We start from the raw sequence: 25,247 nt of genomic DNA, 5'->3' as shown, positions 1-25,247 counted from the left end.
GATATTCCGGCGACGCGCACGGTCATTTCAGTCTGAGCCCGGCCTTCGAGAGGACGGCATGATGTTTTGTCGCAAGAAGCCGCTTTCCAGTTGCCTGCGACCGCCTTATGAACATGCATCATGAGCGCCATCGACAATCTCCCCCCGCTGCGCGAGGTCATCGCGACCCACCAGCTCTCGGCCCGCAAATCGCTGGGTCAGAACTTTCTCCTCGACCTGAACCTGACCGCCAAGATCGCGCGGCAGGCAGGCGATCTGACCGGCTGTGACGTCCTCGAGATCGGTCCCGGTCCGGGCGGCCTGACACGTGGACTTCTGAGCGAGGGCGCGCGTCGGGTGCTCGCCATTGAAAAGGACCAGCGCTGCCTGCCCGCGCTGGAGGAGATTGCCGCGGCCTACCCCGGTCAGTTGCAGGTCATCAACGGCGATGCGCTGGAAGTGGATCCGCTGGCGCATCTCACGCCGCCCATCCGGGTCGCGGCCAACCTGCCCTATAACGTCGGGACGGAGCTTCTGGTGCGCTGGCTGACACCAAAGGAATGGCCGCCGTTCTGGCAAAGCCTGACGTTGATGTTCCAGCGTGAGGTGGCCGAACGCATCGTGGCAAAACCGGGTTCAAAAGCATATGGGCGGCTTGCGCTGCTTGCGCAGTGGCGCGCAGAGGCGCGTATCGCAGTGTCTCTGCCGCCAGAGGCCTTCACCCCGCCGCCCAAGGTCTCCAGCGCCGTGGTGCATCTGACCGCCCTGCCGGAGCCGCGCTTTCCCGCCGATGCCGCCATCCTCAGCCGCGTTGTGGCTGCCGCATTCAACCAGCGCCGCAAGATGTTGCGCGCCTCGCTCAAGGGCATATCGCCCCAGATCGAGGATCACCTGAATGCAGCTGGCATCCCCCCGACAGAACGGGCGGAACAAGTCAGCCTGGAAGGGTTCTGCGCCCTCGCCCGCAGCCTCGCACAAAGCAGCTGAGCAAGACGCGCCCAACCGCGCGCCCCTCAAGTATACAGACAAAAGAGCCCCCGGTTGCAATTGCGACCGGGGGCTCTTTCAATTCACAATCACAGGCGCGCTTATTCAGCGGCTTCCTGCGATTCATCTGACTTGGGTTTGGGCTTTGCACGGCTGCGCTTTGGCTTTGGCTTGGCCTCTGCGTCCGCCTGCGGCTGGGCATCCCCACCTGCATCAGCTGCTTTGGGCGCAGCTGGTTTGCGGCTTCGGGGCTTGCGCGCCGGTGGTTTTTTCGCGGCAGGGGTGCCATCCGCGTCGGATGTCGCGCCTTCCGGCGTCTCCACCAAACCGCTGTCGCCCTGTGCAGGCTGAACTGCAGCGTCGCGCGGATCCTGAATGTCAGGCTGCGGCCCTTCACCAGACGTCTCGGCGGCGTCGGCAGCTTCGCGTTCCTGGCGCTCCAGACGCTCCGCCCGCTCACGATCCCGCTCAGCTTGACGCTCGCGGTTCTGGCGCTCCTGCTCCTCGCGCTTGGCATCGATCTCGCGCTGCGCCTCATTCAGCATGCGCAGATAGTGCTCTGCGTGTTGCTGAAAATTCTCGGTCGCAACACGATCGTTGCCCAGCTGCGCATCACGGGCAAGCTGGTTGTATTTGTCGATTATTTGTTGCGGCGTTCCGCGAACCTTACCTTCGGGCCCATTGCTGTCGAACACGCGGTTCACAACACTTGCACCATTCGGGCGGTTCCGGTTCGACTTTGAACGCGAACGTGATTTGGACGATCTCATATGCCTAACGTCAGCCTTGATTCTAATTGTCGAAGACCTCGTATCGCGCGTTCTGCGCAAGGGCCTGCGAACTTTTTTGGGCTTGGCGTCGCCGAGAGGCCTACTTGGGTCCTCTTGCAACAGCGACACTTTGAGTAACCACTTTCCGACATGACAAACAAGGGGTCTGAGGCGGAAATTTTACTCTTTTTGCTCTCAACACTCAAAATATGGCGTATTTCGCCGGAAATGTCACGACTTTCTGCCCAGTACGACGCGATCTCGCCCGTCGAGATCCTGCAGGACAACAACATCGATCAGGCCTGCAACGCGCATCATTTCGGCCACATCGGCCGCTTGGGTTGGGCCGATTTCCACCATCACCCGCCCTGTTCGAGCAAGATGCGGCATCACACCAGCACAAATGCTGCGATAGGCGCTCAGCCCGTCTGCGCCATCGGTCAACGCCATCTTTGGTTCATGGTCCCGCACCTCTGTCGCCAAGCCGTCCATTTCGTCCAGTGCGATGTAAGGCGGGTTGGAGACGATCAGATCGAATTGCCCATCCACCTTGGAAAACCAGTCGGAACAGCGAATATCCGCCCGCCCCTCCACCCGGTGCAGCACCGCATTGGCGCTGGCCTGCAGACAGGCTGCCTCGCTCAGGTCCACGCCAAGGCCGATGGCGCCCTGCTGTTCGGCCAGCAGCGTCACCAGGATGCAGCCCGAGCCAATCCCAAGGTCAAGTACCCGCTCGAACGGTTCAGCCAGCGCCGCCTCGATCAGCGTTTCGGTCTCCGGACGCGGGTCCAGCACATCCGCCGAAACCTTGAAGCGGCGCCCGTAGAAATCCCGCTCACCGATCAGATGCGAAACAGGCACCCGGATCGCGCGCAGGGAAATCAGCTGGTCGTAGCGCTCGGCAATCTCATGCGACAGCTCCTCCGGGGCGATCAGCGTCACCCGCGCCGCCTCGATCCGTGCCGCGTGGGCCAATAGCACCCGCGCATCCCGCGCCGGATCATCCACCCCGGCGGCCCGCAGACGTGCGGTGGCGGCGACCATGGCCTGTGCGGCGGTGGTGCTCATTGGCCCATCTCCGCCAGGAGCTTGGCCTGATGTTCCGAAATCAGCGCGTCGATGGTCTCATCCAAATCGCCGCCCATGATCTGCTCCAGCTTGTAGAGCGTCAGGTTGATGCGGTGATCCGACATGCGACCTTGCGGAAAATTATAAGTGCGGATGCGCTCAGAGCGATCGCCGGAGCCCACCTGACTGGCCCGATCCGCCGAGCGTTCGCTGTCGATGCGCTGGCGTTCCAGATCAAACAGCCGCGTCTTCAGAACCTGCATGGCGATCTCGCGGTTGCGGTGCTGGGATTTCTCCGAGCTGGTCACCACCAGCCCCGTCGGCACATGGGTGATCCGCACCGCAGAGTCGGTGGTGTTCACATGCTGCCCACCGGCGCCCGAGGCGCGCATGGTGTCGATGCGCAGGTCATTGGCGTCGATCTTGATGTCCACATCCTCGGCTTCCGGCAGCACTGCGACCGTGGCGGCAGAGGTATGAATGCGCCCGCCGCTCTCCGTCACCGGCACCCGCTGCACGCGGTGCACGCCACTCTCATACTTCAGCCGTGCAAAAACGCCGGTGCCGTTGATCCGCGCCACCAGTTCCTTGAGACCGCCCAGCTCCGAGACCTGCTCCTCGATCACCTCGACCTTCCAGCCCTGCGTCTCGGCATAGCGGCTGTACATCCGGTAGAGGTCGCCGGCAAACAGCGCCGCCTCATCGCCACCGGTGCCCGGGCGGATCTCGATGATCGCGGCCCTTGTATCGGCCTCGTCCTTGGGTAGCAGAGCCAGTTGCAGGTCGTGTTCCGCCTCCGGCAGGGCCGCCTTCAACGCGGGGATCTCCTCCTCGGCCAGCGCCTTCATATCCGGGTCGGCCAGCATCTCCTGGGCGTCGGCGAGGTCACCCAGAAGCTGGCGATAGGCGCTGATCTGCTCCGCCACTGGACGCAAATCGGAGTACTCCTTGGCCAGCTTGGCGATATCGCCCCCGGCCCCATCGGCCATTGCGGCCTCAAGGTACTGGTAGCGTTGCAGGATCTGTTCCAGCCGGTCTTCGGGGATCATCTTTGCTCGGGTCTCGCTGTTGGATGCGCCTCTTGTTTTGGCGCGGGGCTTCACATGTGATAGGCTAGAGCCATGAAACATGCCAGTGGTCTTGTCCGGTTCGCACGTCTCGCAGCACTTGCGGGGCCGGTGCTTTGGGGCAGTGCTGCAGGTGCCGATGTCACCGGGCCGGGCGGCAAGACCATCGATTGCTATTGCACCGACAAGCAGGGCGGCCGCATCGAGCTGGGTGAAACCATCTGCCTGCAGGTCGACGGGCGAATGTTCATGGCGCAGTGCCAGATGTCGCTCAATGTGCCGATGTGGCGCGAGGTCGAGGACGGCTGCCTCTCTGCCGCCAACAGCCACACGCCCCTCCCCGCAGAGCTGCCGCGTCTCTAGCGCGGGGATCGCCGGGCGCAGCCCGGCGCCCGGCCCAACGGGAGCGGATCTGCCGCGCTGATCCGGCGACGGGCGGGAGAGCCCCCGCCCATCCCGCGATTACTCCGACGAGCGTCCCGGCAGGATGCACAGCAGCTCATAGATCAGATTTGCCGCAACCAGCGCGGTATTGCCCGACGGATCATAGGGCGGCGAGACCTCCACCAGGTCACAGCCCACCACATTCAGCCCCTTGAAGGCCCGGATCAGCTCCAACGCCTGCATGCTGGTCAGCCCGCCGATCTCCGGCGTGCCGGTGCCGGGGGCAAAGGCCGGATCAAGGCTGTCGATGTCATAGGAGATATAGACCGGACGCGCGCCGATATCACGGCGGATCTCCGCCCCCATATTGTGCAACGAGCGGTTCCACAGCTCCGAGGCCGGGAAATGCTGAAAGCCCCAGCCCTGCGGTTCCTTGAAATCATCCGGCCCGTAGCCGGTGCCGCGCAGGCCGATCTGATAGACCTTGTCGGCCTCCAGAAGCCCTTCCTCATAGGCGCGGCGAAACACCGTGCCATGGGTCTCCTTCTCGCCGAACATCTCGTCATTGACGTCCGCATGCGCATCCACATGGATCACCGAAACCGGCCCGTGCTTGCGGGCGATCGCGCGCAGGATCGGCAGGGTGATCGAGTGGTCGCCCCCCATCGCCACCGGCATCACCCCGGCACTCAGGATGGCATCATAGCTGTCCTCGATGATGCGCAGGCTTTCCGGCAGGTTAAAGGTGTTGATCGCCAGATCGCCGATATCAGCGATGTTGAGGTGATCGAACGGCGCAGCACCTGTGGTCATGTTGTAGGGGCGGATCATGGCGCTCTCGGCGCGGATCTGCTTGGGACCAAACCGGGTGCCCGACCGCCAGGAGGTGCCGATGTCCATCGGAACCCCCAGCACTGCCACGTCCAGCCCCTCAAGCGAGGTCGCCTGCGGCAGCCGCATATAGGTGCCCGGACCGGAAAACCGCGCCAAATCGTTGCCGCTGATGGGTTGATTGAACTCGCTCATCGCTCTGTCATCCTCCAGCCCAGAAGGCAGATAATACTCATGGCCACATGAGCGCCCGCGATCGCGGTGGCGCCGGTGGTGTCAAACGGCGGAGAAACCTCGACGATATCGCCGCCCACAATGTTGATGCCGCGCAGGCCCTTCAGGATCGCCTCCGCCTGCGCCGTGGTCAGACCGCCCCAGACCGGCGTGCCGGTGCCCGGCGCATAGGCCGGATCAAGACAGTCAATGTCAAAGGTCAGATAGACCGGCCGATCCCCCAGCACCTCGCGGATACGACGCACGGTCTCGACCGGGCCGATCTCATGCACGGTGGGCGCGTCGATGGTCGGCACGCCGAGATTGTCCTCATTGGTGGTGCGAATGCCCACCTGCACCGAGGTCGCGGGATCAATGATGCCGGATTTCACCGCCTTGTAGAACATGGTGCCATGATCGACGCGGCTGAAATCATCATCGGCCCAGGTGTCGCTGTGGGCATCGAAATGCAACAGCGAGATCGGCCCGTATTTCTCGGCATAGGCCTTGAGGATCGGAAAGCTAACGTAGTGGTCGCCACCAATCGCCACCGAAGCCGTGTCCGTCGCCAGAATGCCCCGGATATGATCGGTCAGCCTGTCGGGAAACGCCGGCACATCGGCATAGTCAAAGGCCAAGTCGCCATAATCCACGATCGCCAGCTCGCTGGCCGGGCAGATGTCCCAGCCATAAGGCGCATCCGGGCTTTGTAGCGCCGAGGCCTCGCGCACCGCGCGCGGGCCCAGCCGGGTGCCGGGCCGGTTGGTCACCGCCTGATCGAAGGGGATGCCGGTAACGGCGATATCCGCGTGGCTTAGATCCTTGGTGTAGCGGCGTCGCAAAAAGGACGTCGCCCCGCCAAAAGTGTTCTCAAAGCTCAGGCCCTTCAGGTCCTCGCGGGTGAAGGCCTGATCGACCTGTGTCTTCGCGTCTTCCAACGCCATGTCGGACTGCTCCCTCTTCTCGGGTTATGGCCCACGTCCTAGCGAATGCGGGCGGGCTTGTCATCCGAAAGCCCGCGCCGCGCCGCCACTTCACGCCAGCGGCTGTGCTTTCTCCACAAGACGGGCAAAGAACGACGCCCCGATCGGGGCCACCTCATCGTTGAAGTCATACTCCGGATGATGCAGCCCGGCGGTGTCGCCCTGCCCGATGAACAGATAGGCGCCGGGGCGCGCCTGCAGCATGTAGGAGAAATCCTCCGCCCCCATTTCCCGGTCCGCCTCGCCCTCGACATTGGCCGCACCGGCAATCTCGCGCGCCACTTCGGTGGCAAACCCGGCCTTCCCGGCGTCATTGATGGTCGCGGGATAGCCGACCTCATAATCCAGCTCCGCCTCTACGCCATAAGCCACGGCGCAGCCCTTCACGATTTCCTCGAACCGCGCCATCACCATCTTCTGAACCTCTGGATTGAAGGTGCGGATGGTGCCGTTCACATAGGCGGTTTCCGGGATTACATTGTCGACGGTGCCGGTGTGGATCTGGGTCACCGAGATCACCAGATCCTCGGTCGCGTGGTGGTTGCGGCTGACGATGGTCTGGATCGCCTGCGCCATGCCGCAGGCCGCCATCACCGGATCGCGGGTCTCATGTGGCATCGCACCATGACCGCCGCGCCCCTTGATGTTGATGGTGAAGGTATCCACCGCCGCCATCAGCGCCCCCGGCGTGGTCAGGAAATGCCCCACCGGCAGGCCGGGCGAATTGTGCAACGCATAGACCTCAGCGATGTCAAAGCGCTCCATCACGCCTTCCTCGACCATGATTTGCGCGCCACCAATGATCTCTTCGGCGGGCTGGAAAAGGAGCGCCACGCGCCCCTTGAAATTGCGCGTCTCCGCGAGGTATTTCGCGGCCCCCAGCAGCATGGTCGTATGGCCATCGTGGCCGCAGGCATGCATCTTGCCGGGCACGGTGGACTTATACTCCAGATCGCGCACTTCGGTGATCGGTAGTGCGTCCATATCGGCGCGCAAGCCGATGGTCGGCCCCTCGCCCTGCCCGTTGATGATCGCGACAATGCCGTTCTGCGCGATGCCGGAATGGATCTCGTCGACACCAAATGTCTCAAGCATCTCAGCCACATATGCGGCGGTCTTCACGGTATCCAAACCCAGCTCGGGGATCTGGTGAAGATGACGGCGCCACGTCTTCATCTCTTCGCTGTAATCGGCAATGCGGTTCACGACCGGCATGGGGTGGACTCCTGTAAGATAGTCGGGATGATGCAGCTGAACACCAAATAGCGAGCAGGTGCAATGAGCGACGACAAGCTGATCCACGATGAGAGCGCCGGTATCGAACGACTTCTGGAAATCATGCGCCGCCTGCGTGACCCGGAAAGCGGCTGCCCCTGGGATATCGAGCAGAGCTTTGCCAGTATCGCGCCCTACACCATCGAAGAAGCCTATGAGGTCGCCGATGCCATCGAGCGCAAAAAATGGGACGAGCTGAAAGGCGAGCTGGGCGATCTGCTGTTCCAGTCCGTGTTTCACGCACAGATGGCGAATGAGGCGGGATATTTCAATTTTCAGGATGTGGTCACCACCATGTCCAACAAGATGGTGTCGCGCCACCCGCATGTGTTTGGCGATGAAAGCCGTGAGAAATCCGCCGACCAGCAAACCCAGGACTGGGAGACGATCAAGGCCGCCGAACGCGCCGCCAAGGCGGAGACCGGCGCGCTGGATGGCGTGGCGGTGGGCCTGCCCGCCCTGCTGCGCGCCTACAAATTGCAGAAACGCGCCGCGCGGGTGGGGTTTGACTGGCCGTCGGCACAGAATGTGCTGGCCAAGATCGCCGAGGAATCCGCCGAGCTGGTAGAGGCCCGCGAGGAGCTGACCCAAGACGAGGTAGAAGAGGAGTTTGGCGATCTGTTGTTTGTGATGGCCAATCTTGGCCGCCACCTCGGAGTTGAACCCGAAGCCGCCTTGCGTCGCACCAATGCAAAATTCACCCGTCGTTTCAAGGGGGTGGAGGCAGGACTTGCCGCTCGCGGAAAGCGCGCCGAGGACAGTGACCTCGATGAGATGGATGCGCTCTGGAACGAGGTGAAGGCTGAGGAAAAGGCCGGAAGGAAGACTTGACCGCGTCCTACGCCCAGATCCGACCGCCTAAATCAGAACCATGCCCGGCTCTTGCGAAATCCGCTCCAAATCCCTTTCATAACGAATTGAAAACGCTTTATTTTCACGTGAGGTAAACTCCGTCAGACCGAGCGTCTCCCGATCGTGCGCCCAGTCCTTGATCAGCTTGCGGCGCGCCATCCGCGTGAGCTTTTCACCCTTGCGGTGGATCGTCTGCAGTTCAAGCAAGGCCCGGTCCGTCGCAGATGCGTTGAGCGACCGCCTCGGCTCTGACAGTGGGTCGATATCCAGTTGAGGCACCAGATGTTGCAGCAATTCGAGACGTTTGAACCGGTCTTCGTGACGGACCACGACCAAGCGAGAGGGCTGCAGGATATCTCGAATTTCCTGCAATACCTCAACCCAACCGCGGTTCATGGCAAGATAAGCCGCCGCTGCCGCATCAAAATCACTCTCATAGGTTTCTTCCATCCGCTTGCGAATGCAGGATCGGAAGAACGCACCATAGTCCCGCACGACAAACAGAACCGAAACTGCGGGACCTTCCATGGCATGACGCAACGCAGACAGGCGCTGTTTGGAGGCCGGGTGAAATCTGGCCTTCTGAAAATGTACCATGCTGCCCAGAGTGTTTTCCTCCGAAATGATAACCTGCTGATGTGGATCTCTCGCGATCTCTTCATTCAGGTGGCGCCGCGCCGCGTCTGCCCGCTCCTGAACCGCATTTCGGCCATGACGCGGGGCTGGCAGCCGCAGCGCCAACTGCCCGGCCCTGACCCCGTCCCGCGCGGGAAAGGCGATCTGATATCCCTGCTGCCAGAGCGATTCCTGGTTTTCATGCAGGCAGAGCTGAAAAGAACTGCTCCCCGTGCGATGCGCGCCCAGATGTAGATGATATTGCCGTGCCATACTCTCTCACGCCACAGGGAAGGAATTTTCGCGGATATCAGGCGTTTCACCCTTTGTGTCCATGGTCATCAGGTGGACAATCTTTATCCGGGCTGCAAGGGTTTGCCGAACTGACCGAGGAATACCCCGAATGAGCGCGCGTAAAATCATCATCGACACCGACCCCGGACAGGACGACGCCGTCGCCATACTGCTGGCGCTGGGTTCGCCGGAGGAGATCGACCTGCTCGGACTCACCACCGTGGCTGGCAATGTGCCGCTGGCACGCACCCAGACCAATGCCCGCATCACCTGCGAGGTGGCGGGCCGCACGGAAGTAAAAATCCACGCCGGCAGCGATGCCCCTCTGGAGCGCCCACTGGTGACCGCAGAACATGTACACGGGCGCAGCGGGCTTGACGGGCCGGAATTGTTCGACCCCACAATGCCGCTGCAGGACCAGCATGGCGTCGATTTCATAATCGACACATTGCGTGCAGAGGCGCCCGGCACCGTGACGCTCTGCCCTCTGGGCCCGCTGACGAATATCGCTGCCGCCTTCCGCCGCGCCCCCGACATTATCGACCGCGTGATGGAGATCGTCATGATGGGCGGCGCCTATTTCGAGGTCGGCAACATTACCCCGGCGGCGGAGTTCAACATCTACGTCGACCCGGAGGCCGCGCGCGAAGTGTTCGCCTCCGGCGTGACGCTCACCATGATGCCGCTGGATGTGACCCATAAGGCGCTGACCACCCGCGTGCGGGTCGAGGCGTTCCGCAACCTCGGCACGCGGGTTGGCAACTTCACCGCAGAGATGCTTGATTTCTTTGAACGATTTGATGTGGAGAAATACGGCTCCGAAGGGGGGCCGCTACATGACCCCTGCGTCATCGCCTATCTGATCCGTCCGGAGCTGTTCTCTGGTCGCCACGTGAATGTCGAAATAGAAGTGACCTCGCCCCTGACCCTCGGCATGACCGTGGCCGACTGGTGGGGCGTGACCGACCGCGCGCCCAATGCAATGTTCATGAACGAGGTGGACGCAGAAGGTTTCTTTATCCTGCTCACCGAACGGCTGGGTCGGCTATGAGCGCCGCACTGCATCTTGCCCGCCCGGGCGACCTGGAGAAACTACTGACCATGGTGCAGGGGTTTCACGCCGAGGAAGGTATCGACAGCAATGACGCGCAACGCCGTGGCGCGCTGTTGCCGCTGCTCGAAGGCAACCCCTACGGCGCGATCTACCTGATTGGACCTGCTCGGGCCCCCATTGGCTATATCATCGTGACCTTTACCTGGTCGGTGGAGTTCGGCGGGCTCGACGGGATGATCGACGAATTGTTCATCCGGCCCGCCGTGCGCCAGCGCGGCATCGCCAGCGAGGTGCTCCATGCCCTGCCCCGCACGCTCGCAGAGGCCGGTGTGCGGGCGCTGCATCTGGAAGTTGATCGCGAAAACGAGGCCGCGGTCAAACTCTACAACCGCGCACGCTTTCTGGCGCGCGACCGCTACATGCTGATGACCCGCGCACTCTGATCCCGGCGCGGCCTCAGATGCCTGTCTGGCGCATCAGCGCCCTGCCGCCATCAATTCCCGCTGATCAGGCGGGTGCCGCTGGCCGAAGCGATCTGTTCGTCTCCCAACGCAAACAGGATGGAACAGGCACCGTCACAGGCGTGCCCCTGTGCCATCACCATCGCCAACCGGACGCCCTGATCCTGCGCAACGGCCATGATCTCGCCGATCCGTTTGGCCGCCGCTTCATCCCCGCCGGACCCGGCGAGCCAGATGGCGATAGGCGCATAGCGCGGCTCTTCCAACATGGCGGTCTCGAAATGATGCAGGAAAGCGCCGAAGTCGATGGCCTTGACCTCCCCATCCAATCGAAGCCCACCCGGCACGCGGCTCCAGCCTGCTTCTACCTGTGGTGCCTGCAATACCGCCACGCCGATCAGGCTCATCATCAACGCAGCTGACAGAGAATTTACTCGAAACATAACACACCTCCAAAGGTCACGAGGTGTCGCATTTATGTACTTCGCGACCATCCAAGCATGTCATAAAATCGTTACGAAATGTAAATCACACCAAAGTCACTCTTTGACGCCAACCTGCTTCGGCGCCGGGCCTTGCGTTCAATCTCCGCAACATGTCGTAGAACGCGCCGACACCAAAGAGGACGCGCTCTCACGACATAAACATAGTCAGGCGCCCCGATCCGCAGCGCGCTGACCTGCCCCTTCATCTTTTCATAAATATCTCGGGGAGCGCGAGGGGCCGGCCCCTCGCTCCCGCGCTCGATTACCCGCGCAGCAGGGGGATATGCGGCGCGCTCTCCGCGGGCACCAACCCAGTCAGGCGCGGATCATCAGCAACCTCCACCGCGCGACCATAAGGCGCAAAGCCAGACCGGATATAAAACGGCAGCGCCTGCGCACTGTCGAGCGTGCAGGTGTGCACGAAGAATTGCGTAATCCCCCGCGCGAACGCCCGGTCAATGGCGTGTTCCATCAGCCAGCGCCCTACTCCGCCGCCGATCAGCGAGGCGGACAGGCCAAAGAATGACAGTTCACAGTCGCCGTTCTGCATCCATTCAAGCTCCAGCAACCCCAGGTCCGCGCCATCCTTCTGCAACGACCAAACCTCGACCCTGTCCGAACACAGATGTGCCGACAGCGCCGCATCGTCCATCACCAGGCGGGAAAACCACAGGTAATCATCCCCGACCAAGCGATAGAGCTTGCGATACCACTCCACGCTCGGCGCATCATGCAGGGCCAACGTCAAGTCAGGCTGCGCCGTCGTTGCGCGGGGGGCTGGGCGCTCGGTCATCTCCAGATAGGTTACAACAGAGGCGAGCTTTCCGGGTGCCAGGTCCGTAATGCCTTCGGGCAGCGTCATATGCGGGCTCCATAGTGTTCTGTATCTATTTTTCCGCAAGCTAGGCGCTGGCACAAAGCAGAGCAACCCTTTGCCCAAAAACGAAAAACGCCCCGGCGCGAACCGGGGCGTTCAATTTACATCAGATCAGACGGCTCAGCCCTTGAGGATCGAGCGCCCGGCATATTCCGCGATCTCGCCCAGGGTTTCCTCGATGCGGATCAGCTGGTTGTATTTCGCCAGCCGGTCGGAGCGCGCCAGCGAACCGGTCTTGATCTGACCGCAGTTGGTGGCCACCGCGAGGTCGGCAATGGTGGCATCCTCGGTCTCGCCCGAGCGGTGCGACATCACATTGGTATAGCGCGCACGATGGGCCATATCGACCGCCTGCAGGGTCTCGGTCAATGTGCCAATCTGGTTCACTTTCACCAGCATGGAGTTGGCACAGCCGCGTTCGATCCCCTCGGCCAGACGCACCGGGTTGGTGACAAACAGATCGTCGCCGACCAGCTGGACCTTGTCGCCGATCTGGTCGGTCAGTGCCTTCCAGCCGTCCCAGTCATCCTCGGACATGCCGTCCTCGATCGAGATGATCGGGTAATCCGCAACCAATGCTGCCAGATAGGCGGCGTTTTCTTCCGAGGTCAGGGTCTTGCCCTCGCCGGACAGGACGTATTTGCCGTCCTTGTAGTATTCAGTCGCGGCGCAGTCGAGCGCCAGATAGATGTCCTCGCCGGGCTTGTAGCCAGCTTTCTCGATGGACTTCAGAATGAAATCAAGCGCTTCACGGGTGGAGGCGATGTTGGGAGCAAAGCCGCCCTCGTCGCCGATCCCGGTGGACAGGCCCGCTGCTGACAGCTCTTTCTTCAGGGTGTGGAACACCTCGGAGCCCATGCGCACCGCGTCGCGGATGTTCTCCGCAGAGACTGGCATGATCATGAATTCCTGAATGTCGATCGGATTGTCCGCGTGCTCACCGCCGTTGATGATGTTCATCATCGGCACCGGCAGAACCCGTGCGGAAGTGCCGCCGACATAGCGATAGAGCGGCTGGGTGGTGAAATCGGCTGCCGCCTTGGCCACCGCCAGCGACACGCCGAGAATGGCATTGGCGCCCAGACGGCTCTTGTTCTCGGTGCCGTCCAGCTCGATCATCGCGCGGTCGATGGAGACCTGTTCGGTGGCGTCAAAGCCAACCAGCTCATCCGCGATCTCGCCGTTCACGGCCGCCACGGCTTCCAGCACGCCCTTGCCCAGATAGCGGTCCTTGTCACCGTCGCGTTTTTCCACCGCCTCATAGGCACCGGTCGATGCGCCAGATGGCACCGCCGCGCGGCCCATGGTGCCGTCTTCAAGAACGACATCGACTTCGACGGTGGGGTTGCCCCGGCTGTCGAGGATCTCGCGGGCGTGAATGTCGATAATGGTGCTCATCGCAAATGGTCCCTCACTGTGACACGATTTGCCCCCGGTCATAGCAAGCCAGTGTAAAAAGTAAACCGGATGCGTTATCGCTAACGGTCGTTATTCGAGAGGTTTAACCCTAACATCAGGAAATTTTTGCCAGTTCGCCAACCGCCTGCCGTAGGGCGCGGCAAAAATGACGCGAGAGAACCCGTAAGCCCTGCGATGATAGCGCTCACCCTTGCGTCGCATCCTTAACAGGTAAAGCTTACGCGCATGTCTCAGCCCATCCGATTCCACGAATTCCTGCTCAGCAATGCCCCCTATCTCTCAGCGGGCGTACTGCTGACGTTTCTGTCAAGCTTTGGCCAGACCTTCTTCATCTCGGTCTTTGCCGGGCAGATCCAGACCGAGTTCGACCTCAGCCATGCCGGCTGGGGCGGTCTCTATATGGTGGGGACCACCGCCTCGGCCTTGCTGATGGTGGCAGCCGGAGGGCTGTCGGATATCATGCGGGTGCGCCACCTCGGGGCCTTTGTGCTGTGTGGGCTTTCGGCGGCCTGTCTCCTGATGGCGCTGAACCACAGCTACTGGGTCTTGCCGCTGTCGATTTTCGCGCTGCGCTTCTTCGGCCAGGGTATGAGCACCCATCTCGCAGTGGTGGCCATGGCACGCTGGTTTGTGGCCGCACGCGGACGCGCACTGTCGATTGCGGCGCTCGGGGTTGCACTGGGACAGGCCATCCTACCGCTGATCTTTGTGGCGCTGATGACGGCGCTCGACTGGCGCACGCTCTGGCTGATCAGCGCTGCGATCTGTCTCTGCGGGGCGCCGGTGCTGGTGCGGCTGCTCTCGAAGGAACGCACGCCACAATCCACCTCTGATGATGTCAGCAGCACCGGTATGGACCTTCGGCACTGGACCCGCTGGGACGCACTGCGCTCGCCCTTGTTCTGGCTGATGGCCCCGTCGATCCTCGGCCCGGCGGCTTTCACCACTGCATTTTTCTTTCACCAACTGCATTTCGCCACCACCAAAGGCTGGACCCTTTTGGAACTGGTGGCCTATTTCCCGTTCTTCACGGTGATGTCGGTTGTGTCCATGATGTTTTCCGGCTGGGCGCTGGACCGCTGGGGCGCCACGCGGCTGATGCCGCTTTATCAGCTGCCACTGGCTGCAGCCTTTGTGATCTTTGCCACCGTCTCCAGCGGCGTGGGCATGGCTGCAGGTTTCCTCTGCATGGCGGCCTCGGTCGGGGCGCATTCGGTGCTGCCCAGCTCTTTCTGGGCCGAAGTCTACGGCACCCGCAACATTGGCGCGATCAAGGCCTTGGTGATGGCGGTGATGGTCTTTGGCACAGCTGTCGGACCGGGGTTGACCGGGCTTCTGATTGATCTTGGCATCGACTTCGGCGACCAAGGGTATGGTATTGCAGTATATTTCCTACTCACCACCCTCTACATGGTGATCGGCGTCAGCGGCGCACGAAAACGGCTGACACCGGTCGCAGCCTGAGGTCAGGCCGGTTGCGCCGCCATGCGGGCAGAGCGGCGCGCCAAACGCCGCTCGCGCACGAAGGTATAAAGCCCCGTTGCGATGATCAGAGCGGATCCCAGGAGCGTCATCGCATCGGGCCGTTCGGAAAACACGATCGCGCCGCCGATCATGGAAAAGACCAGACGCGAGTAGCGAAACGGCGTGATCACTGCAGCATCGGCGATCCGTGTCGCGGTCACGATGCCATAGTACCCGATGACACCAAAAATGGTTCCGCACAGCAGCATGCCCCATTCAAACGATGTGGGCGATACCACGGGCTGTGACGTGGCCAGCAGCAGAATGCCCCCCGCCACCACCACGGTGCCATAGGCCTGAACACTGACGACCGACGAGGGAATGCTCACATCCATTCGCCGTGTCATCAAATCTCGTGCCGCAACACAGAGAACAGAAATCAGCACCAGCAGCGCGTTGGGTTCAAACCCCTCAAGGCCGGGCCGAATGATAATGAGCACACCGATGAAACCCACGGCGATCGCGCTCCACCGGCGCCAGCCCACCTGCTCGCCCAGAAACAGGGCGGCCCCCATGGTGATCGCCAGCGGCGTCGCCTGAAACACGGCGGCCACCACCGAGATATCGACCAGCGCAAGCGCCGTTGCAAAGCTGACCGCCGCGCCGCCTTCGGCCAGGGCGCGCAAGACAGGTATCAAGCGCCAGGCCGTGCGGTTCCACGGGCTCTGCCGCTGCACCGCCATTGCGACCAAGAACACGACGCTGGCCCCCAATCCGATCAAGATCAGGATCTGCCCGACAGGCAAGTTACCGGAGAGCTGTTTGATGAACAGATCCTCGATGGTGAACCCCACCATGGCCACGAGCAGCAGCACAATACCTTTGACGTTGTCCATGGGGCGTATCCTTTGTGCCAGCGAAGAAGATCGGTTGGTCCCGGCATCGCGCGATGCAATCACTCGGCGCAAGCCAGAAAGCGACGACAACACCGCATAACTTGTGACACACTCCATCACGGGTTGTGATGGATCATCCCCGTTCAGTCGGTTTTCTTGATTGGTACGCCGTAAAGCTCCAGCTTGTGACCCTTGAGACGATAACCGAGCTTCTGTGCGATCCTTTCCTGCAAGGCCTCGATCTCCGGGTCGCAGAACTCGATCACCTGGCCGGTGTTGAGGTCGATCAGATGGTCGTGGTGCTCCCGGTCCGCATCCTCGTATCGGGCACGGCCATCACCAAATTCCAGCCGGTCCAGAATCCCCAATTCTTCAAACAGCTTCACCGTGCGGTAGACCGTCGCCAGCGAGATACCGTTATCGACGGCATTGGCGCGGGCGTGCAGCTCCTCCACATCCGGGTGATCAAGGCTCTCCTGCAGCACCTTGGCGATGGTCCGGCGCGGGCCGGTCATGCGCAGACCATGGGCCTCGCAGCGGGAAATGATCGTATCGGTCATGCCTGTCTCGTCCCTGTCGGTCACAGCGGGGGTCCCTTGCTTGGCGCTTCTTTTTAGCGAATGCAACCCCCGACGAAAACAGGCAAGTTCCGCGCATGCATCATTGACATTTGCGCCCATCACCGCCATTTGCCCTTCAGGCATACCCTCTGCCGCGTGAGCAGAGACCCGCAGCGCTGTCGGAATTTGATCGTTCCGACCTTTCGAATGTCTTCTGGGTTCAGAAGAGATACGGCGCTTCGCAGCGGATCTTCTCGGGGATGCCATGGTTCCAAGATCACGCGTGGGGCTAGTTGCGAGAGATCGGCACAGTGACATGAGGTTGTCTGGGTCTGAGGTCTCCGCCCCACTGATGAACGGGTGCGCAGGTCGAGTGACCGTGCCCCGTGTGGTCCTGTGCGTTTGCACGGGCCACCGAAAGGACTTTGAATGACTGAATTTTCCACCATGGACCTGCCCAAGCACCTGCACACCCGGATCGAAGCCATGGGCTTTCACACTCCGACGCCGATCCAGGCGCGGGCGATCCCGCATGCGCTGAACGGACAGGACGTGCTGGGTCTGGCGCAGACCGGTACCGGCAAGACCGCCGCCTTTGGCGTACCGCTGATCGCCCAGATGCTGGAATATGGCCGCAAGCCTGCTGCCGGTACGGTGCGCGGGCTGATCCTGGCCCCGACCCGCGAGCTGGCCAACCAGATCGCCGAGACCCTGAAGGGTCTGACCGAGGGCAGCCCGCTGAAAACCGGCCTGGTGGTCGGTGGTGTTTCCATCAACCCGCAGATCACCCGCCTGTCGCGCGGCACCGATATCCTCGTCGCAACGCCGGGCCGCCTGCTCGACATCCTCGACCGCAAGGCGCTGGATCTCGGCTCTTGCGATTTCCTGGTGCTGGACGAGGCCGACCAGATGCTGGATCTCGGCTTCATCCACGCCCTGCGCAAGATCGCCTCCCTGCTGCCCGAAAAGCGCCAGACCATGCTGTTCTCGGCCACTATGCCCAAGCAGATGAACGAGATCGCCAACGCCTACCTCAAGAGCCCGGTGCGCATCGAGGTGACCCCTCCCGGCAAGCCTGCCGCCAAAGTCACCCAATCGGTGCATTTCATCGCCAAAGCGGAAAAGCTGGGCCTTCTGAAAGAGCTGCTGACCGCCCATGACGGCGAACGCACGCTGGTCTTTGGCCGCACCAAACATGGCATGGAAAAGCTGATGAAGGTGCTGGACAAGGCCGGCTTCAAGGCCGCAGCCATCCACGGCAACAAAAGCCAGGGCCAGCGCGAACGGGCGCTGAAAGCCTTCAAATCCGGCGAGATCACCGTGCTGGTGGCCACCGATGTGGCGGCGCGCGGGCTGGATATTCCGGATGTGAAATACGTCTACAACTACGAGCTGCCGAATGTGCCGGATGCCTATGTGCACCGCATTGGCCGCACCGCGCGTGCGGGCAAGGAAGGTCAGGCCGTGGCCTTCTGCGCCCCGGATGAGATCGGCGATCTGAAGGCGATCCAGAAAACCATGAGCATCACCATCCCCGTAGCCTCTGGCCGCGCCTGGGAAGAGATGCCCGATCCCGCCGCCAAATCCTCGCGCGGTGGCGGTCGTGGTCGCCCCGGTGGCGGTGGCGGTCGTGGCAAACCCGGTGGCAAGCCGGGCGCCGGGCGTCGTCGCTTTGGCGGTGGTGGTAAATCCGAAGGTCAGGGTGGCGGCGGCGAAGCCCGCGCAGCCGGCGGCGGCGCAGGCCGTCAGCGCCGGAAGTCCTGATCCCTCTCCGATCTGACTACAACTGAACGATAGACCAAGGGGCGGGGGGACACTCCCGCCCCTTTTCTCTGAGCCAAAGGCTCCGACAAAAGCGTTGGGCCGCGCAGGCCGCGCCGAAGGCGCGGCCTGCGCCCCCGGGCGCCGCGGACCGCGGCGCAAATCCTCAAGAGACGGAGCAAGGCAAGATGGCCGGTCGCGTCAGGTGCCGCAGAACGTGGCCTTGACCACTTCATCCTCGGCCGGCGGGTGACGCAGATCGGCAAACTCGGCCTCGTCTGCGAAGGGCATGGCCAGTGCACGCATCACCCGTTCAAACGGCGCAAAATCCCCCGCCACGGCGGCGGCGATCATCTGCTCGATGCGATGGTTGCGCGGGATCAGCACCGGATTGGCCCGCGCCATGGTGTCTTGTGGCGAATCCTCATCCGTCAGCCGCTGTGTCCAGCGCTGCTGCCAGGCCTCAAATTGCTCGGGCGCCAAGAACTGATCTCGCGCACCGCCCGCCATCAAGGCCCTGAAGGTGTTGGTGAAATCCGCCTGCCCGTCGGCCATCAGGCCCAGCAGGTCGGTAATCAATTCCATGTCCCCCTCCTGCGCACTGGTGATGCCGATCTTGGCCCGGAACCGGCGCAGCCAGGCCGCCTCGATCATCTCGGGCATCGCATGCACGATCTCTGTCGCCTCTTCGACCACGGCCTCGGGATCGTCGAACTGCTGGATCAGCGCGGTGGCGAGCTGGGCCAGGTTCCACACCGCGATCTGCGGCTGGTTGGAATAGGCATAGCGCCCCATGCGATCAATGGAGGAAAACACCCGGTTGGGGTGGAACACATCCATGAAGGCACAAGGACCATAGTCGATGGTCTCGCCCGCGATGGAGGAATTGTCGGTGTTCATCACCCCGTGGATGAAGCCGACGCTCATCCAGGCCGCAATCAGCTCCACCTGCGCATCACGCACCGCCCGCAACAGCCCCATCGGTCCTTCAGCCTGCGGATAGTGCCGCGCAATGGCGTATTCCGTCAGCGTTTTCAGCGCCTTGGCATCACCCCGCGCGGCAAAGATCTGAAAGGTGCCGACGCGCAGATGGCTTTTGGCCACCCGGGTCAAAACCGCGCCGGGCAGGCCGCCCTCGCGCCAGACGGTCTCGCCGGTTGCCACTGCAGCCAGCGCCCGCGTCGTCGGAATGCCAAGCGCATGCATCGCTTCGGAGACCACATATTCGCGCAGCACCGGCCCCAGCCAGGCCCGCCCATCGCCGTTGCGCGAATAGGGCGTGGGACCAGAGCCCTTGAGCTGGATATCGCGGCGGATACCATCGCTGCCGACAACTTCGCCCAGCAGCACTGCGCGGCCATCGCCCAACTGCGGGTTATAGTTGCCAAACTGGTGGCCCGCGTAGAGCTGCGCCAGCGGCGCGGCCCCGTCGGGTATCGCATTGCCGCCAAAGATCTCGGCCAGCTCCGCATCTTCCGCGCGCTTCACACCAAGCAGCTCGCCCAGCCCGTCATTGAAGGCCAGCAGACGCGGCGCTTTCACCGGGGTCGGATCTTGCCGGGTGTAGAAGTCGGGCGCCAGTTGCGCATATGTATTGTCAAACGGGATATTCAGGGTCATGCGCCAAACATATGGCGCCGCGCCCGGAATACCACCCGCAATCACGCCAAGACCGGAGCAGAATCGCATGACACAGGACATGAGCGCAGACGAGATCATCCACACCCTCGGGCTGGCACGCCATCCCGAAGGCGGTTGGTATCGCCAAACCTGGATTGAAGACACCCGCGAGGAAACGCGCCGACCCTGTGGCACCTGTATCTATTTCTTGCTGGGCGCGGGCGAGCGCAGTCATTGGCACCGGGTGGATGCCACCGAGATCTGGCTCTATCACGCGGGCGCCCCGCTGGTCCTGTCCCTGTCGGCACACGATGAGGGGCCGGCCACCGACCACATCCTGACCCCGGATCTGCATACCGGCCGTCCGCAGCTGATCGTGCCCAAGGATCACTGGCAGGCCGCGCGCAGCACCGGCGATTGGACGCTGGTCAGCTGCACCGTGTCGCCGGGGTTCGACTTCGCCGGCTTCACCCTCGCCCCGGAAGGCTTTGATATTCCGCGATAACCTTCTTGGCGCCGTCAGAGAGGTTTCGCTTCGGGCACAGCCCGAAGCGACCCGCGCCGCGCAGTGACAATCCGCCTCAACCGGCGCGCATGCTCCAGCCGTCGGGCACCGTCAGGATTCCACCGCCAACACAGGCCCGAACGCCGGTGGTGCGCGGCGCGGAAGTCGCCAGACCACGCGCCACCCGCACAGCCAGATAGGCAAAGGCCTGCGCCTCCAGCATGTCGCCATCCAGCCCCACCGCCTCGACCGGCTCCACCGGGCAATCCAGAGATACCCGCAGCATCTCCATCAACACCGGGTTGTGCCGCCCGCCACCGGTGACCAGCAGCCGTTTGGGCGGCTCCGGACAATGCTCCATACCCTGCGCCACCGCAGCCGCACACATGGCCGTGAGCGTTGCTGTCGCATCGGCATCGCTAAGTTCGCTCACCAGCCCGATCATTTCTGGGAAATCATTTCGATCCAGGGACTTCGGCGGCATTCTTGAGAAATAGGGTTCCGCCAGAAACAGCTCCAGCGCACCGTGTTCGACCGTGCCACCGCTGGCGACCTTGCCGCCCTCGTCCATCTGCAGGCCCAGTCGCGCCTGCAGGAAATCATTGATCGGTGCATTGGCCGGACCGGTATCAAAGGCCAGCAACGCGCCCGCATCCTCTGGGCGTGCCACGCGCGGATCAACATAGGTCAGATTGCCCACGCCGCCGAGGTTCAGGAAACACAACGGCTCCGTCGCGCCGATATACTGCGCGCAGGCATGGTGGAAAAACGGCGCAAGCGGCGCGCCCTCGCCGCCCATGGAGACATCATCAGAGCGAAAATCCCAGACCACGGGCCGTCCTAGCGCCTCGGCCAGAACCGATCCATCGCCCACCTGAAGCGTGCCCTGCAGCCGTGGCGCATGGGCCACCGTCTGGCCGTGAAATCCGATCAGATCCACGTCGAGATGATCGCGCATCAACTCCACATGCGCCGCCTCGACCACCCGCGCCGCTGCCGTCACCGCGTCCCCGCTCCACTGCCCCAGCGCTGCCCGCAACACCGCGCGCTCCTCACTGGAATAGGCGCGATAGCCCACCTCGCCAAAGCCGAAGATCGCCTGCCCGTCGGTCTCCAGCACTGCGACATCCACCCCATCAAGCGACGTTCCGCTCATGGCCCCAAGGGCGCGCACCGGCCCGGACTTGGATATGGCTTTGCCCATCTCTGCACTCTTCCTTGCAAATCCGGGCCGTATCACCCGTTGTCACAGGTATTACACTGTGCATTTTGTCCCGAAAACAGGTTCCAACCCTTCGCGATGCGATTTATACAGCCGCTTGCATATTCAAAAGCCGAGGCATGCTATGACCTACCATCCGAAATCGGACTTCATCGCCATCATGATGGAACGCGGGTTCCTGGCGGACTGCACCGATTATCAGGGTCTCGATGAGGCGCTGGTGAGCGGAACGCAGACGGCATACATCGGCTATGACGCCACCGCGCAATCGCTGCACGTGGGCCATCTTCTCAACATCATGATGCTGCGCTGGCTGCAAAAGACCGGCCACCGCCCGATCACACTGATGGGCGGCGGCACCACCAAGGTGGGCGATCCTTCTTTCCGCTCTGATGAACGGCCGCTGCTTGGCCCCGAACAGATCAACGCCAATATCGCCGGCATGCAGAAGGTGTTCGCCAAATACCTCAGCTACGGCGACGCGCCTTCCGATGCGCAGATGCTCAACAATGCCGAATGGCTCGACGATCTGAACTATCTCGAGTTTCTGCGCGACATCGGCCGGCATTTCTCGGTGAACCGGATGCTGGCCTTTGAAAGCGTGAAATCGCGCCTGGATCGCGAGCAGTCGCTGTCGTTTCTTGAGTTCAACTACATGATTCTGCAGGCCTATGACTTCCTGGAGCTGAACCGCCGCTATGGCTGTGTTCTGCAGATGGGCGGCTCGGACCAATGGGGCAACATCGTCAACGGGATCGACCTGACACGCCGGGTGCTGGAGAATGAGATCTACGGCCTGACCTCACCGCTGCTGACCACCTCTGACGGGCGCAAGATGGGCAAGTCGCAGGGCGGCGCCATCTGGCTCAATGACGAGATGCTGAGCTCTTATGAGTTCTGGCAGTTCTGGCGCAACACCACCGATGCGGACGTGGGCCGGTTCCTGAAGCTCTATACCGAGCTGCCGGTCGATGAATGCGACCGTCTTGGCGCATTGCAGGGATCGGAGATAAACGAGGGCAAGATCATCCTCGCCAATGAGGTGACCACGCTTCTGCACGGGGCCGAGGCCGCCAAGGCTGCCGAAGCCACAGCGCGCGAAGTGTTCGAGAAGGGCGGTGTCGGGGACGACCTGCCGACCCTTTCGCTCTCGGCGGCGGAGCTCGGAGACGGCATGTCTATCGTGCAGCTGATCGTGAAATCCGGCCTGGCCAAGACTGGCAAGGAAGCCAAGCGCCTGATTGCCGAAAACGGTGCCAAGATCGACGACGCACCGCTGACGGACGCCGGGATGATGATCGACGCGGCCGCGCTGGCCTCGCCGATCAAACTCTCCGCCGGCAAGAAGCGCCACGCCTTGGTGCAGCTCGTGGGCTGAAATCTGACAGTCGGGTGAGAGGGGCGCCGTCGCTCTCACCCAACCCTCTCAGGCGAGCCAATTCACGCCGAGCTATCTCCGTGTGTAACCTATTCCGATGTAACAGGCGGGCGCCTTTGGCCAGATCGCTCCCCTGATCCGTGGGCGCCAAGTGTGAGGCCGCGCCTCACAAAACCAAAAATTCGATCACTGTCAGAACAATGAACGTCGGCACAGACAGGGCCGACGCGATCAACAGTGCTGCGCATTTGGTCATCCGCGCGGCCGGAGCTGTCTTGCCAAGGATTTTAACGGGCGTTTTCATGGTGTCATTAACCATGAATTAGGTTTCCATCCTGTTAATGGCTGCATGTTCGATCTTGGCTCCGCAGATGTCATGCCCCGCCCCATACAGCGTTCTCCCCTTGCCCGCACGCTCGCACAATCGTCAGAGTTCACGCGCGCGCTGCGCTGTGCCGGGCAGGACGTGATGGTGCTTGACCGCATGCAGGACATGGTTGTCCTGCGGCGCAGGATCTGGGGCATGCTGATCGCCATGATCAACCGCGCCGATCTGGTTGCGCCTGCCCGTCTGCTGGAGATTCTGCAGGAAGAAGGCCTGCGTCGCACCCCGGTGATCCTGTCGCCAGAACGCCCCGTTTCGGATCTCGCGCGGCTGGGCGCCCTGCCCCTGATGACCCCGGCCAGCGTCGGGCAACTGGACATCCTCCCGTGTCGCGACGCGCAGCGCGCTGGTCTGGAGCAGAAATGGCGCAATCGTCTGGTCCACGCCGAGGGCAGCTCCCTGCGTATCACCCGCCAGAACATGCCTCTCAAATACGATCACTGGCTGCTGCAAGCGGATGCTGCGCAGCAAGTGAAACGCCGCTATCGCTCTTGGCCCGCGGCCCTGACCCTCGCCTATGCCAAAGCCAACCGGGGCTGCGCCAAATTGTTCGAGGCGCATGAGGGGCGTGAAACCGTCGCCGGCATCCTGGTGCTGACTCATGGCGACGGGGCGACCTATCACATCGCCCACAGCTTGGATCGGGGCAGAGCTCTGTCGGCTCATAACCTGCTGATTTGGCAAGCAATGAACTGGCTAGCGGACAAGGGCATCCGGCAGTTGGATCTCGGGGTGCTCAACACCGAAGACGCCAGCGGCCTGGCCCGGTTCAAGCTGGGCACCGGTGCCCGCGTCGAACGGCTCGGCGGCACCTGGGTTTACTGGCCGCCCCTTGGGCGACGTCTGGCGCCACTGGCCGCTCTGGACCGAAAGCTGATGGGGATCTGACAGGGCGGGTCGACACTGGACAGAAACGCTGCGCCATGATTATTTGAACGTATGTTCATTTCATGGGAGGAGCGAGAAAGATGAGACTCGCAACCACACGCGCCGTTGTCACCGGCGGCGCATCCGGCCTTGGCGAGGCCACCGCCCGCCATTTCCGCAATGCAGGTGCTGCCGTCACCATCCTGGATCGCGACACGGATCGCGGCATGAGGATAGCCGACAGCATAGGTGCGCATTTCGCAGAGACGGACGTCACCAGCGAAGAAAGCGTCGAGGCCGCGATTGCGCTGGCACAGGAAAAGATGGGCGGGCTGACCGCAGCGGTGAACTGCGCCGGTATTGCGCATGCGATCAAGACTGTAGGCCGCGACGGCCCGCATCCCCTTGGCGCGTTTCAGAAAACCGTCGACATCAACCTGGTTGGCAGCTTCAACGTCTCGCGTCTGGCCGCAACGGCGATTGCCAAGAACGATCCAGAGCAAGACGGCGCACGCGGCGTCATCATCAACACGGCGTCGATCGCTGCCTTTGACGGTCAAAAAGGTCAGGCGGCCTATGCAGCCTCCAAGGGCGGCATTGTTGGCATGACCCTGCCGATGGCCCGCGATCTGGCGTCCTCCGGCATTCGGGTCATGGCGATCGCACCGGGGATCTTCATGACACCGATGCTTGCGGGACTGCCGGAAGAGGCCCAAGCGCAGCTGGCAGCAGACGTTCCGAATCCCGCACGTCTCGGCGATCCGGAGGAATATGCGCGGCTGGCCGGTTTCATCGTCGAAATGGGATATCTGAACGGCGAAGTCATTCGCCTCGACGGCGCATTGCGAATGCGCTGAGGTCTTGCGCGGGCGGGCCTCTCCCGTCCGCTCTCCGCCATGCATGGTGCCTCAGGTTGTTCCAGACCTTCCTGATCGCAGTGGACCTGATCCGGTTCGGCATGGCGCCGCGCGCGCC

The 25,247-nt window shown here is 62.4% G+C and carries 26 protein-coding genes; 12 read left to right on the top strand and 14 right to left on the bottom strand.

Annotation, left to right across the window (positions count from 1 at the left end; genetic code table 11):
- The first annotated feature begins 120 nt into the window (after positions 1-120).
- A complete protein-coding gene (gene rsmA, locus R1T40_RS04255) occupies positions 121-966 on the top strand; it encodes a 16S rRNA (adenine(1518)-N(6)/adenine(1519)-N(6))-dimethyltransferase RsmA (protein WP_317385994.1) in 846 nt (281 codons plus the stop codon).
- Between the two features lie 101 nt (positions 967-1,067).
- On the opposite strand, the gene R1T40_RS04250 is transcribed toward rsmA, so the two are convergent.
- From R1T40_RS04250 to prfA, 3 genes are all read right to left on the bottom strand, one after another.
- Complete coding sequence (locus tag R1T40_RS04250; protein ID WP_106164576.1) at positions 1,068-1,736, bottom strand: DUF4167 domain-containing protein; 669 nt, start codon at positions 1,734-1,736, stop codon at positions 1,068-1,070.
- 231 nt (positions 1,737-1,967) lie between these two features.
- Positions 1,968-2,804: a peptide chain release factor N(5)-glutamine methyltransferase gene (gene prmC / locus R1T40_RS04245; RefSeq protein ID WP_317385993.1), complete on the bottom strand. Its 837-nt coding sequence runs from the start codon at positions 2,802-2,804 to the stop codon at positions 1,968-1,970.
- Positions 2,801-3,853: a peptide chain release factor 1 gene (gene prfA, locus R1T40_RS04240; protein WP_317385992.1), complete on the bottom strand. Its 1,053-nt coding sequence runs from the start codon at positions 3,851-3,853 to the stop codon at positions 2,801-2,803. The genes prmC and prfA overlap by 4 nt, the downstream gene beginning before the upstream one ends.
- A gap of 72 nt (positions 3,854-3,925) precedes the next feature.
- Here prfA and R1T40_RS04235 point away from each other — a divergent pair, with 72 nt between their 5' ends.
- A complete protein-coding gene (locus R1T40_RS04235; protein WP_317385991.1) occupies positions 3,926-4,234 on the top strand; it encodes a hypothetical protein in 309 nt (102 codons plus the stop codon).
- A gap of 99 nt (positions 4,235-4,333) precedes the next feature.
- Here R1T40_RS04235 and speB (R1T40_RS04230) read toward each other — a convergent pair whose 3' ends face one another.
- From speB (R1T40_RS04230) to R1T40_RS04220, 3 genes are all read right to left on the bottom strand, one after another.
- Positions 4,334-5,281 (bottom strand): agmatinase, encoded by a 948-nt coding sequence (speB, locus tag R1T40_RS04230; RefSeq protein WP_317385990.1) that lies wholly within the window; start codon positions 5,279-5,281, stop codon positions 4,334-4,336.
- The gene (speB, locus tag R1T40_RS04225; protein WP_317385989.1) at positions 5,278-6,243 is read right to left on the bottom strand and encodes an agmatinase; all 966 of its coding nucleotides are present in this window, start codon (positions 6,241-6,243) and stop codon (positions 5,278-5,280) included. The genes speB (R1T40_RS04230) and speB (R1T40_RS04225) overlap by 4 nt, the downstream gene beginning before the upstream one ends.
- Before the next feature lie 90 nt (positions 6,244-6,333).
- Positions 6,334-7,497 carry a M20 aminoacylase family protein gene (locus tag R1T40_RS04220; protein ID WP_106164570.1) on the bottom strand — a complete coding sequence of 388 codons (1,164 nt, stop codon included), beginning with the start codon at positions 7,495-7,497 and terminating at the stop codon, positions 6,334-6,336.
- A gap of 63 nt (positions 7,498-7,560) precedes the next feature.
- Between R1T40_RS04220 and mazG the strand changes: the two genes are divergently transcribed.
- Complete coding sequence (gene mazG, locus R1T40_RS04215) at positions 7,561-8,388, top strand: nucleoside triphosphate pyrophosphohydrolase (protein ID WP_317385988.1); 828 nt, start codon at positions 7,561-7,563, stop codon at positions 8,386-8,388.
- A gap of 27 nt (positions 8,389-8,415) precedes the next feature.
- On the opposite strand, the gene R1T40_RS04210 is transcribed toward mazG, so the two are convergent.
- Positions 8,416-8,859, bottom strand: coding sequence for a hypothetical protein (locus tag R1T40_RS04210; RefSeq protein WP_317385987.1), 444 nt, complete (start codon positions 8,857-8,859; stop codon positions 8,416-8,418).
- 81 nt (positions 8,860-8,940) lie between these two features.
- Between R1T40_RS04210 and R1T40_RS04205 the strand changes: the two genes are divergently transcribed.
- From R1T40_RS04205 to R1T40_RS04195, 3 genes are all read left to right on the top strand, one after another.
- Complete coding sequence (locus R1T40_RS04205; protein ID WP_317385986.1) at positions 8,941-9,279, top strand: hypothetical protein; 339 nt, start codon at positions 8,941-8,943, stop codon at positions 9,277-9,279.
- A 148-nt stretch (positions 9,280-9,427) separates the two neighbouring features.
- On the top strand, positions 9,428-10,369 hold the full coding sequence (locus R1T40_RS04200; RefSeq protein WP_317385985.1) for a nucleoside hydrolase: 942 nt from the start codon (positions 9,428-9,430) through the stop codon (positions 10,367-10,369).
- A complete protein-coding gene (locus R1T40_RS04195; RefSeq protein ID WP_317385984.1) occupies positions 10,366-10,815 on the top strand; it encodes a GNAT family N-acetyltransferase in 450 nt (149 codons plus the stop codon). Before R1T40_RS04200 ends, R1T40_RS04195 begins: the two co-directional genes overlap by 4 nt.
- A gap of 50 nt (positions 10,816-10,865) precedes the next feature.
- On the opposite strand, the gene R1T40_RS04190 is transcribed toward R1T40_RS04195, so the two are convergent.
- From R1T40_RS04190 to eno, 3 genes are all read right to left on the bottom strand, one after another.
- The gene (locus R1T40_RS04190) at positions 10,866-11,276 is read right to left on the bottom strand and encodes a hypothetical protein (protein ID WP_317385983.1); all 411 of its coding nucleotides are present in this window, start codon (positions 11,274-11,276) and stop codon (positions 10,866-10,868) included.
- Positions 11,277-11,580: 304 nt separating this feature from the next.
- Positions 11,581-12,180 (bottom strand): GNAT family N-acetyltransferase, encoded by a 600-nt coding sequence (locus R1T40_RS04185; protein WP_317385982.1) that lies wholly within the window; start codon positions 12,178-12,180, stop codon positions 11,581-11,583.
- A gap of 135 nt (positions 12,181-12,315) precedes the next feature.
- Positions 12,316-13,593, bottom strand: a complete 1,278-nt coding sequence (gene eno, locus R1T40_RS04180) for a phosphopyruvate hydratase (protein ID WP_317385981.1) — start codon at positions 13,591-13,593, stop codon at positions 12,316-12,318.
- A gap of 246 nt (positions 13,594-13,839) precedes the next feature.
- Between eno and R1T40_RS04175 the strand changes: the two genes are divergently transcribed.
- Positions 13,840-15,078, top strand: a complete 1,239-nt coding sequence (locus R1T40_RS04175) for an MFS transporter (RefSeq protein ID WP_317385980.1) — start codon at positions 13,840-13,842, stop codon at positions 15,076-15,078.
- A 2-nt stretch (positions 15,079-15,080) separates the two neighbouring features.
- Here the strand turns inward: R1T40_RS04175 and R1T40_RS04170 are convergent, their stop codons facing one another.
- Positions 15,081-15,974: a DMT family transporter gene (locus tag R1T40_RS04170; protein WP_317385979.1), complete on the bottom strand. Its 894-nt coding sequence runs from the start codon at positions 15,972-15,974 to the stop codon at positions 15,081-15,083.
- 143 nt (positions 15,975-16,117) lie between these two features.
- Complete coding sequence (locus R1T40_RS04165) at positions 16,118-16,534, bottom strand: Fur family transcriptional regulator (protein WP_317385978.1); 417 nt, start codon at positions 16,532-16,534, stop codon at positions 16,118-16,120.
- Positions 16,535-16,963: 429 nt separating this feature from the next.
- Between R1T40_RS04165 and R1T40_RS04160 the strand changes: the two genes are divergently transcribed.
- A complete protein-coding gene (locus R1T40_RS04160; RefSeq protein ID WP_317385977.1) occupies positions 16,964-18,298 on the top strand; it encodes a DEAD/DEAH box helicase in 1,335 nt (444 codons plus the stop codon).
- Between the two features lie 198 nt (positions 18,299-18,496).
- On the opposite strand, the gene R1T40_RS04155 is transcribed toward R1T40_RS04160, so the two are convergent.
- On the bottom strand, positions 18,497-19,915 hold the full coding sequence (locus tag R1T40_RS04155; RefSeq protein WP_317385976.1) for a protein adenylyltransferase SelO: 1,419 nt from the start codon (positions 19,913-19,915) through the stop codon (positions 18,497-18,499).
- A gap of 67 nt (positions 19,916-19,982) precedes the next feature.
- Between R1T40_RS04155 and R1T40_RS04150 the strand changes: the two genes are divergently transcribed.
- On the top strand, positions 19,983-20,420 hold the full coding sequence (locus R1T40_RS04150) for a cupin domain-containing protein (RefSeq protein WP_317385975.1): 438 nt from the start codon (positions 19,983-19,985) through the stop codon (positions 20,418-20,420).
- 76 nt (positions 20,421-20,496) lie between these two features.
- On the opposite strand, the gene R1T40_RS04145 is transcribed toward R1T40_RS04150, so the two are convergent.
- Positions 20,497-21,624 carry an anhydro-N-acetylmuramic acid kinase gene (locus tag R1T40_RS04145; protein WP_317385974.1) on the bottom strand — a complete coding sequence of 376 codons (1,128 nt, stop codon included), beginning with the start codon at positions 21,622-21,624 and terminating at the stop codon, positions 20,497-20,499.
- 142 nt (positions 21,625-21,766) lie between these two features.
- On the opposite strand from R1T40_RS04145, the gene tyrS reads away from it, so the two are divergent.
- The 3 genes from tyrS (at position 21,767) to R1T40_RS04130 (ending at position 25,129) form a co-directional block, all read left to right on the top strand.
- A complete protein-coding gene (gene tyrS, locus R1T40_RS04140) occupies positions 21,767-23,020 on the top strand; it encodes a tyrosine--tRNA ligase (RefSeq protein WP_317385973.1) in 1,254 nt (417 codons plus the stop codon).
- Positions 23,021-23,369: 349 nt separating this feature from the next.
- Complete coding sequence (locus R1T40_RS04135; protein WP_317385972.1) at positions 23,370-24,293, top strand: GNAT family N-acetyltransferase; 924 nt, start codon at positions 23,370-23,372, stop codon at positions 24,291-24,293.
- A gap of 80 nt (positions 24,294-24,373) precedes the next feature.
- Positions 24,374-25,129, top strand: coding sequence for an SDR family NAD(P)-dependent oxidoreductase (locus R1T40_RS04130; protein WP_317385971.1), 756 nt, complete (start codon positions 24,374-24,376; stop codon positions 25,127-25,129).
- Positions 25,130-25,247 lie beyond the last annotated feature (118 nt).

The sequence above is a fragment of the Tritonibacter scottomollicae genome, assembly GCF_032924845.1.
In the GTDB taxonomy this organism is placed as follows: Bacteria; Pseudomonadota; Alphaproteobacteria; order Rhodobacterales; family Rhodobacteraceae; genus Epibacterium; species Epibacterium scottomollicae.
This window is presented reverse-complemented; position numbering and strand designations above follow the sequence as displayed.

Excerpts from the sequence above, each read along its gene's own strand:
- rsmA (WP_317385994.1), top strand. The coding sequence starts at position 121 with ATGAGCGCCATCGACAATCTCCCCCCGCTGCGCGAGGTCATCGCGACC.
- R1T40_RS04250 (WP_106164576.1), bottom strand. The coding sequence starts at position 1,736 with ATGAGATCGTCCAAATCACGTTCGCGTTCAAAGTCGAACCGGAACCGC.
- prmC (WP_317385993.1), bottom strand. The coding sequence starts at position 2,804 with ATGAGCACCACCGCCGCACAGGCCATGGTCGCCGCCACCGCACGTCTG.
- prfA (WP_317385992.1), bottom strand. The coding sequence starts at position 3,853 with ATGATCCCCGAAGACCGGCTGGAACAGATCCTGCAACGCTACCAGTAC.
- R1T40_RS04235 (WP_317385991.1), top strand. The coding sequence starts at position 3,926 with ATGAAACATGCCAGTGGTCTTGTCCGGTTCGCACGTCTCGCAGCACTT.
- speB (WP_317385990.1), bottom strand. The coding sequence starts at position 5,281 with ATGAGCGAGTTCAATCAACCCATCAGCGGCAACGATTTGGCGCGGTTT.
- speB (WP_317385989.1), bottom strand. The coding sequence starts at position 6,243 with ATGGCGTTGGAAGACGCGAAGACACAGGTCGATCAGGCCTTCACCCGC.
- R1T40_RS04220 (WP_106164570.1), bottom strand. The coding sequence starts at position 7,497 with ATGCCGGTCGTGAACCGCATTGCCGATTACAGCGAAGAGATGAAGACG.
- mazG (WP_317385988.1), top strand. The coding sequence starts at position 7,561 with ATGAGCGACGACAAGCTGATCCACGATGAGAGCGCCGGTATCGAACGA.
- R1T40_RS04210 (WP_317385987.1), bottom strand. The coding sequence starts at position 8,859 with ATGGAAGAAACCTATGAGAGTGATTTTGATGCGGCAGCGGCGGCTTAT.
- R1T40_RS04205 (WP_317385986.1), top strand. The coding sequence starts at position 8,941 with ATGACGCAACGCAGACAGGCGCTGTTTGGAGGCCGGGTGAAATCTGGC.
- R1T40_RS04200 (WP_317385985.1), top strand. The coding sequence starts at position 9,428 with ATGAGCGCGCGTAAAATCATCATCGACACCGACCCCGGACAGGACGAC.
- R1T40_RS04195 (WP_317385984.1), top strand. The coding sequence starts at position 10,366 with ATGAGCGCCGCACTGCATCTTGCCCGCCCGGGCGACCTGGAGAAACTA.
- R1T40_RS04190 (WP_317385983.1), bottom strand. The coding sequence starts at position 11,276 with ATGTTTCGAGTAAATTCTCTGTCAGCTGCGTTGATGATGAGCCTGATC.
- R1T40_RS04185 (WP_317385982.1), bottom strand. The coding sequence starts at position 12,180 with ATGACGCTGCCCGAAGGCATTACGGACCTGGCACCCGGAAAGCTCGCC.
- eno (WP_317385981.1), bottom strand. The coding sequence starts at position 13,593 with ATGAGCACCATTATCGACATTCACGCCCGCGAGATCCTCGACAGCCGG.
- R1T40_RS04175 (WP_317385980.1), top strand. The coding sequence starts at position 13,840 with ATGTCTCAGCCCATCCGATTCCACGAATTCCTGCTCAGCAATGCCCCC.
- R1T40_RS04170 (WP_317385979.1), bottom strand. The coding sequence starts at position 15,974 with ATGGACAACGTCAAAGGTATTGTGCTGCTGCTCGTGGCCATGGTGGGG.
- R1T40_RS04165 (WP_317385978.1), bottom strand. The coding sequence starts at position 16,534 with ATGACCGATACGATCATTTCCCGCTGCGAGGCCCATGGTCTGCGCATG.
- R1T40_RS04160 (WP_317385977.1), top strand. The coding sequence starts at position 16,964 with ATGACTGAATTTTCCACCATGGACCTGCCCAAGCACCTGCACACCCGG.
- R1T40_RS04155 (WP_317385976.1), bottom strand. The coding sequence starts at position 19,915 with ATGACCCTGAATATCCCGTTTGACAATACATATGCGCAACTGGCGCCC.
- R1T40_RS04150 (WP_317385975.1), top strand. The coding sequence starts at position 19,983 with ATGACACAGGACATGAGCGCAGACGAGATCATCCACACCCTCGGGCTG.
- R1T40_RS04145 (WP_317385974.1), bottom strand. The coding sequence starts at position 21,624 with ATGGGCAAAGCCATATCCAAGTCCGGGCCGGTGCGCGCCCTTGGGGCC.
- tyrS (WP_317385973.1), top strand. The coding sequence starts at position 21,767 with ATGACCTACCATCCGAAATCGGACTTCATCGCCATCATGATGGAACGC.
- R1T40_RS04135 (WP_317385972.1), top strand. The coding sequence starts at position 23,370 with ATGTTCGATCTTGGCTCCGCAGATGTCATGCCCCGCCCCATACAGCGT.
- R1T40_RS04130 (WP_317385971.1), top strand. The coding sequence starts at position 24,374 with ATGAGACTCGCAACCACACGCGCCGTTGTCACCGGCGGCGCATCCGGC.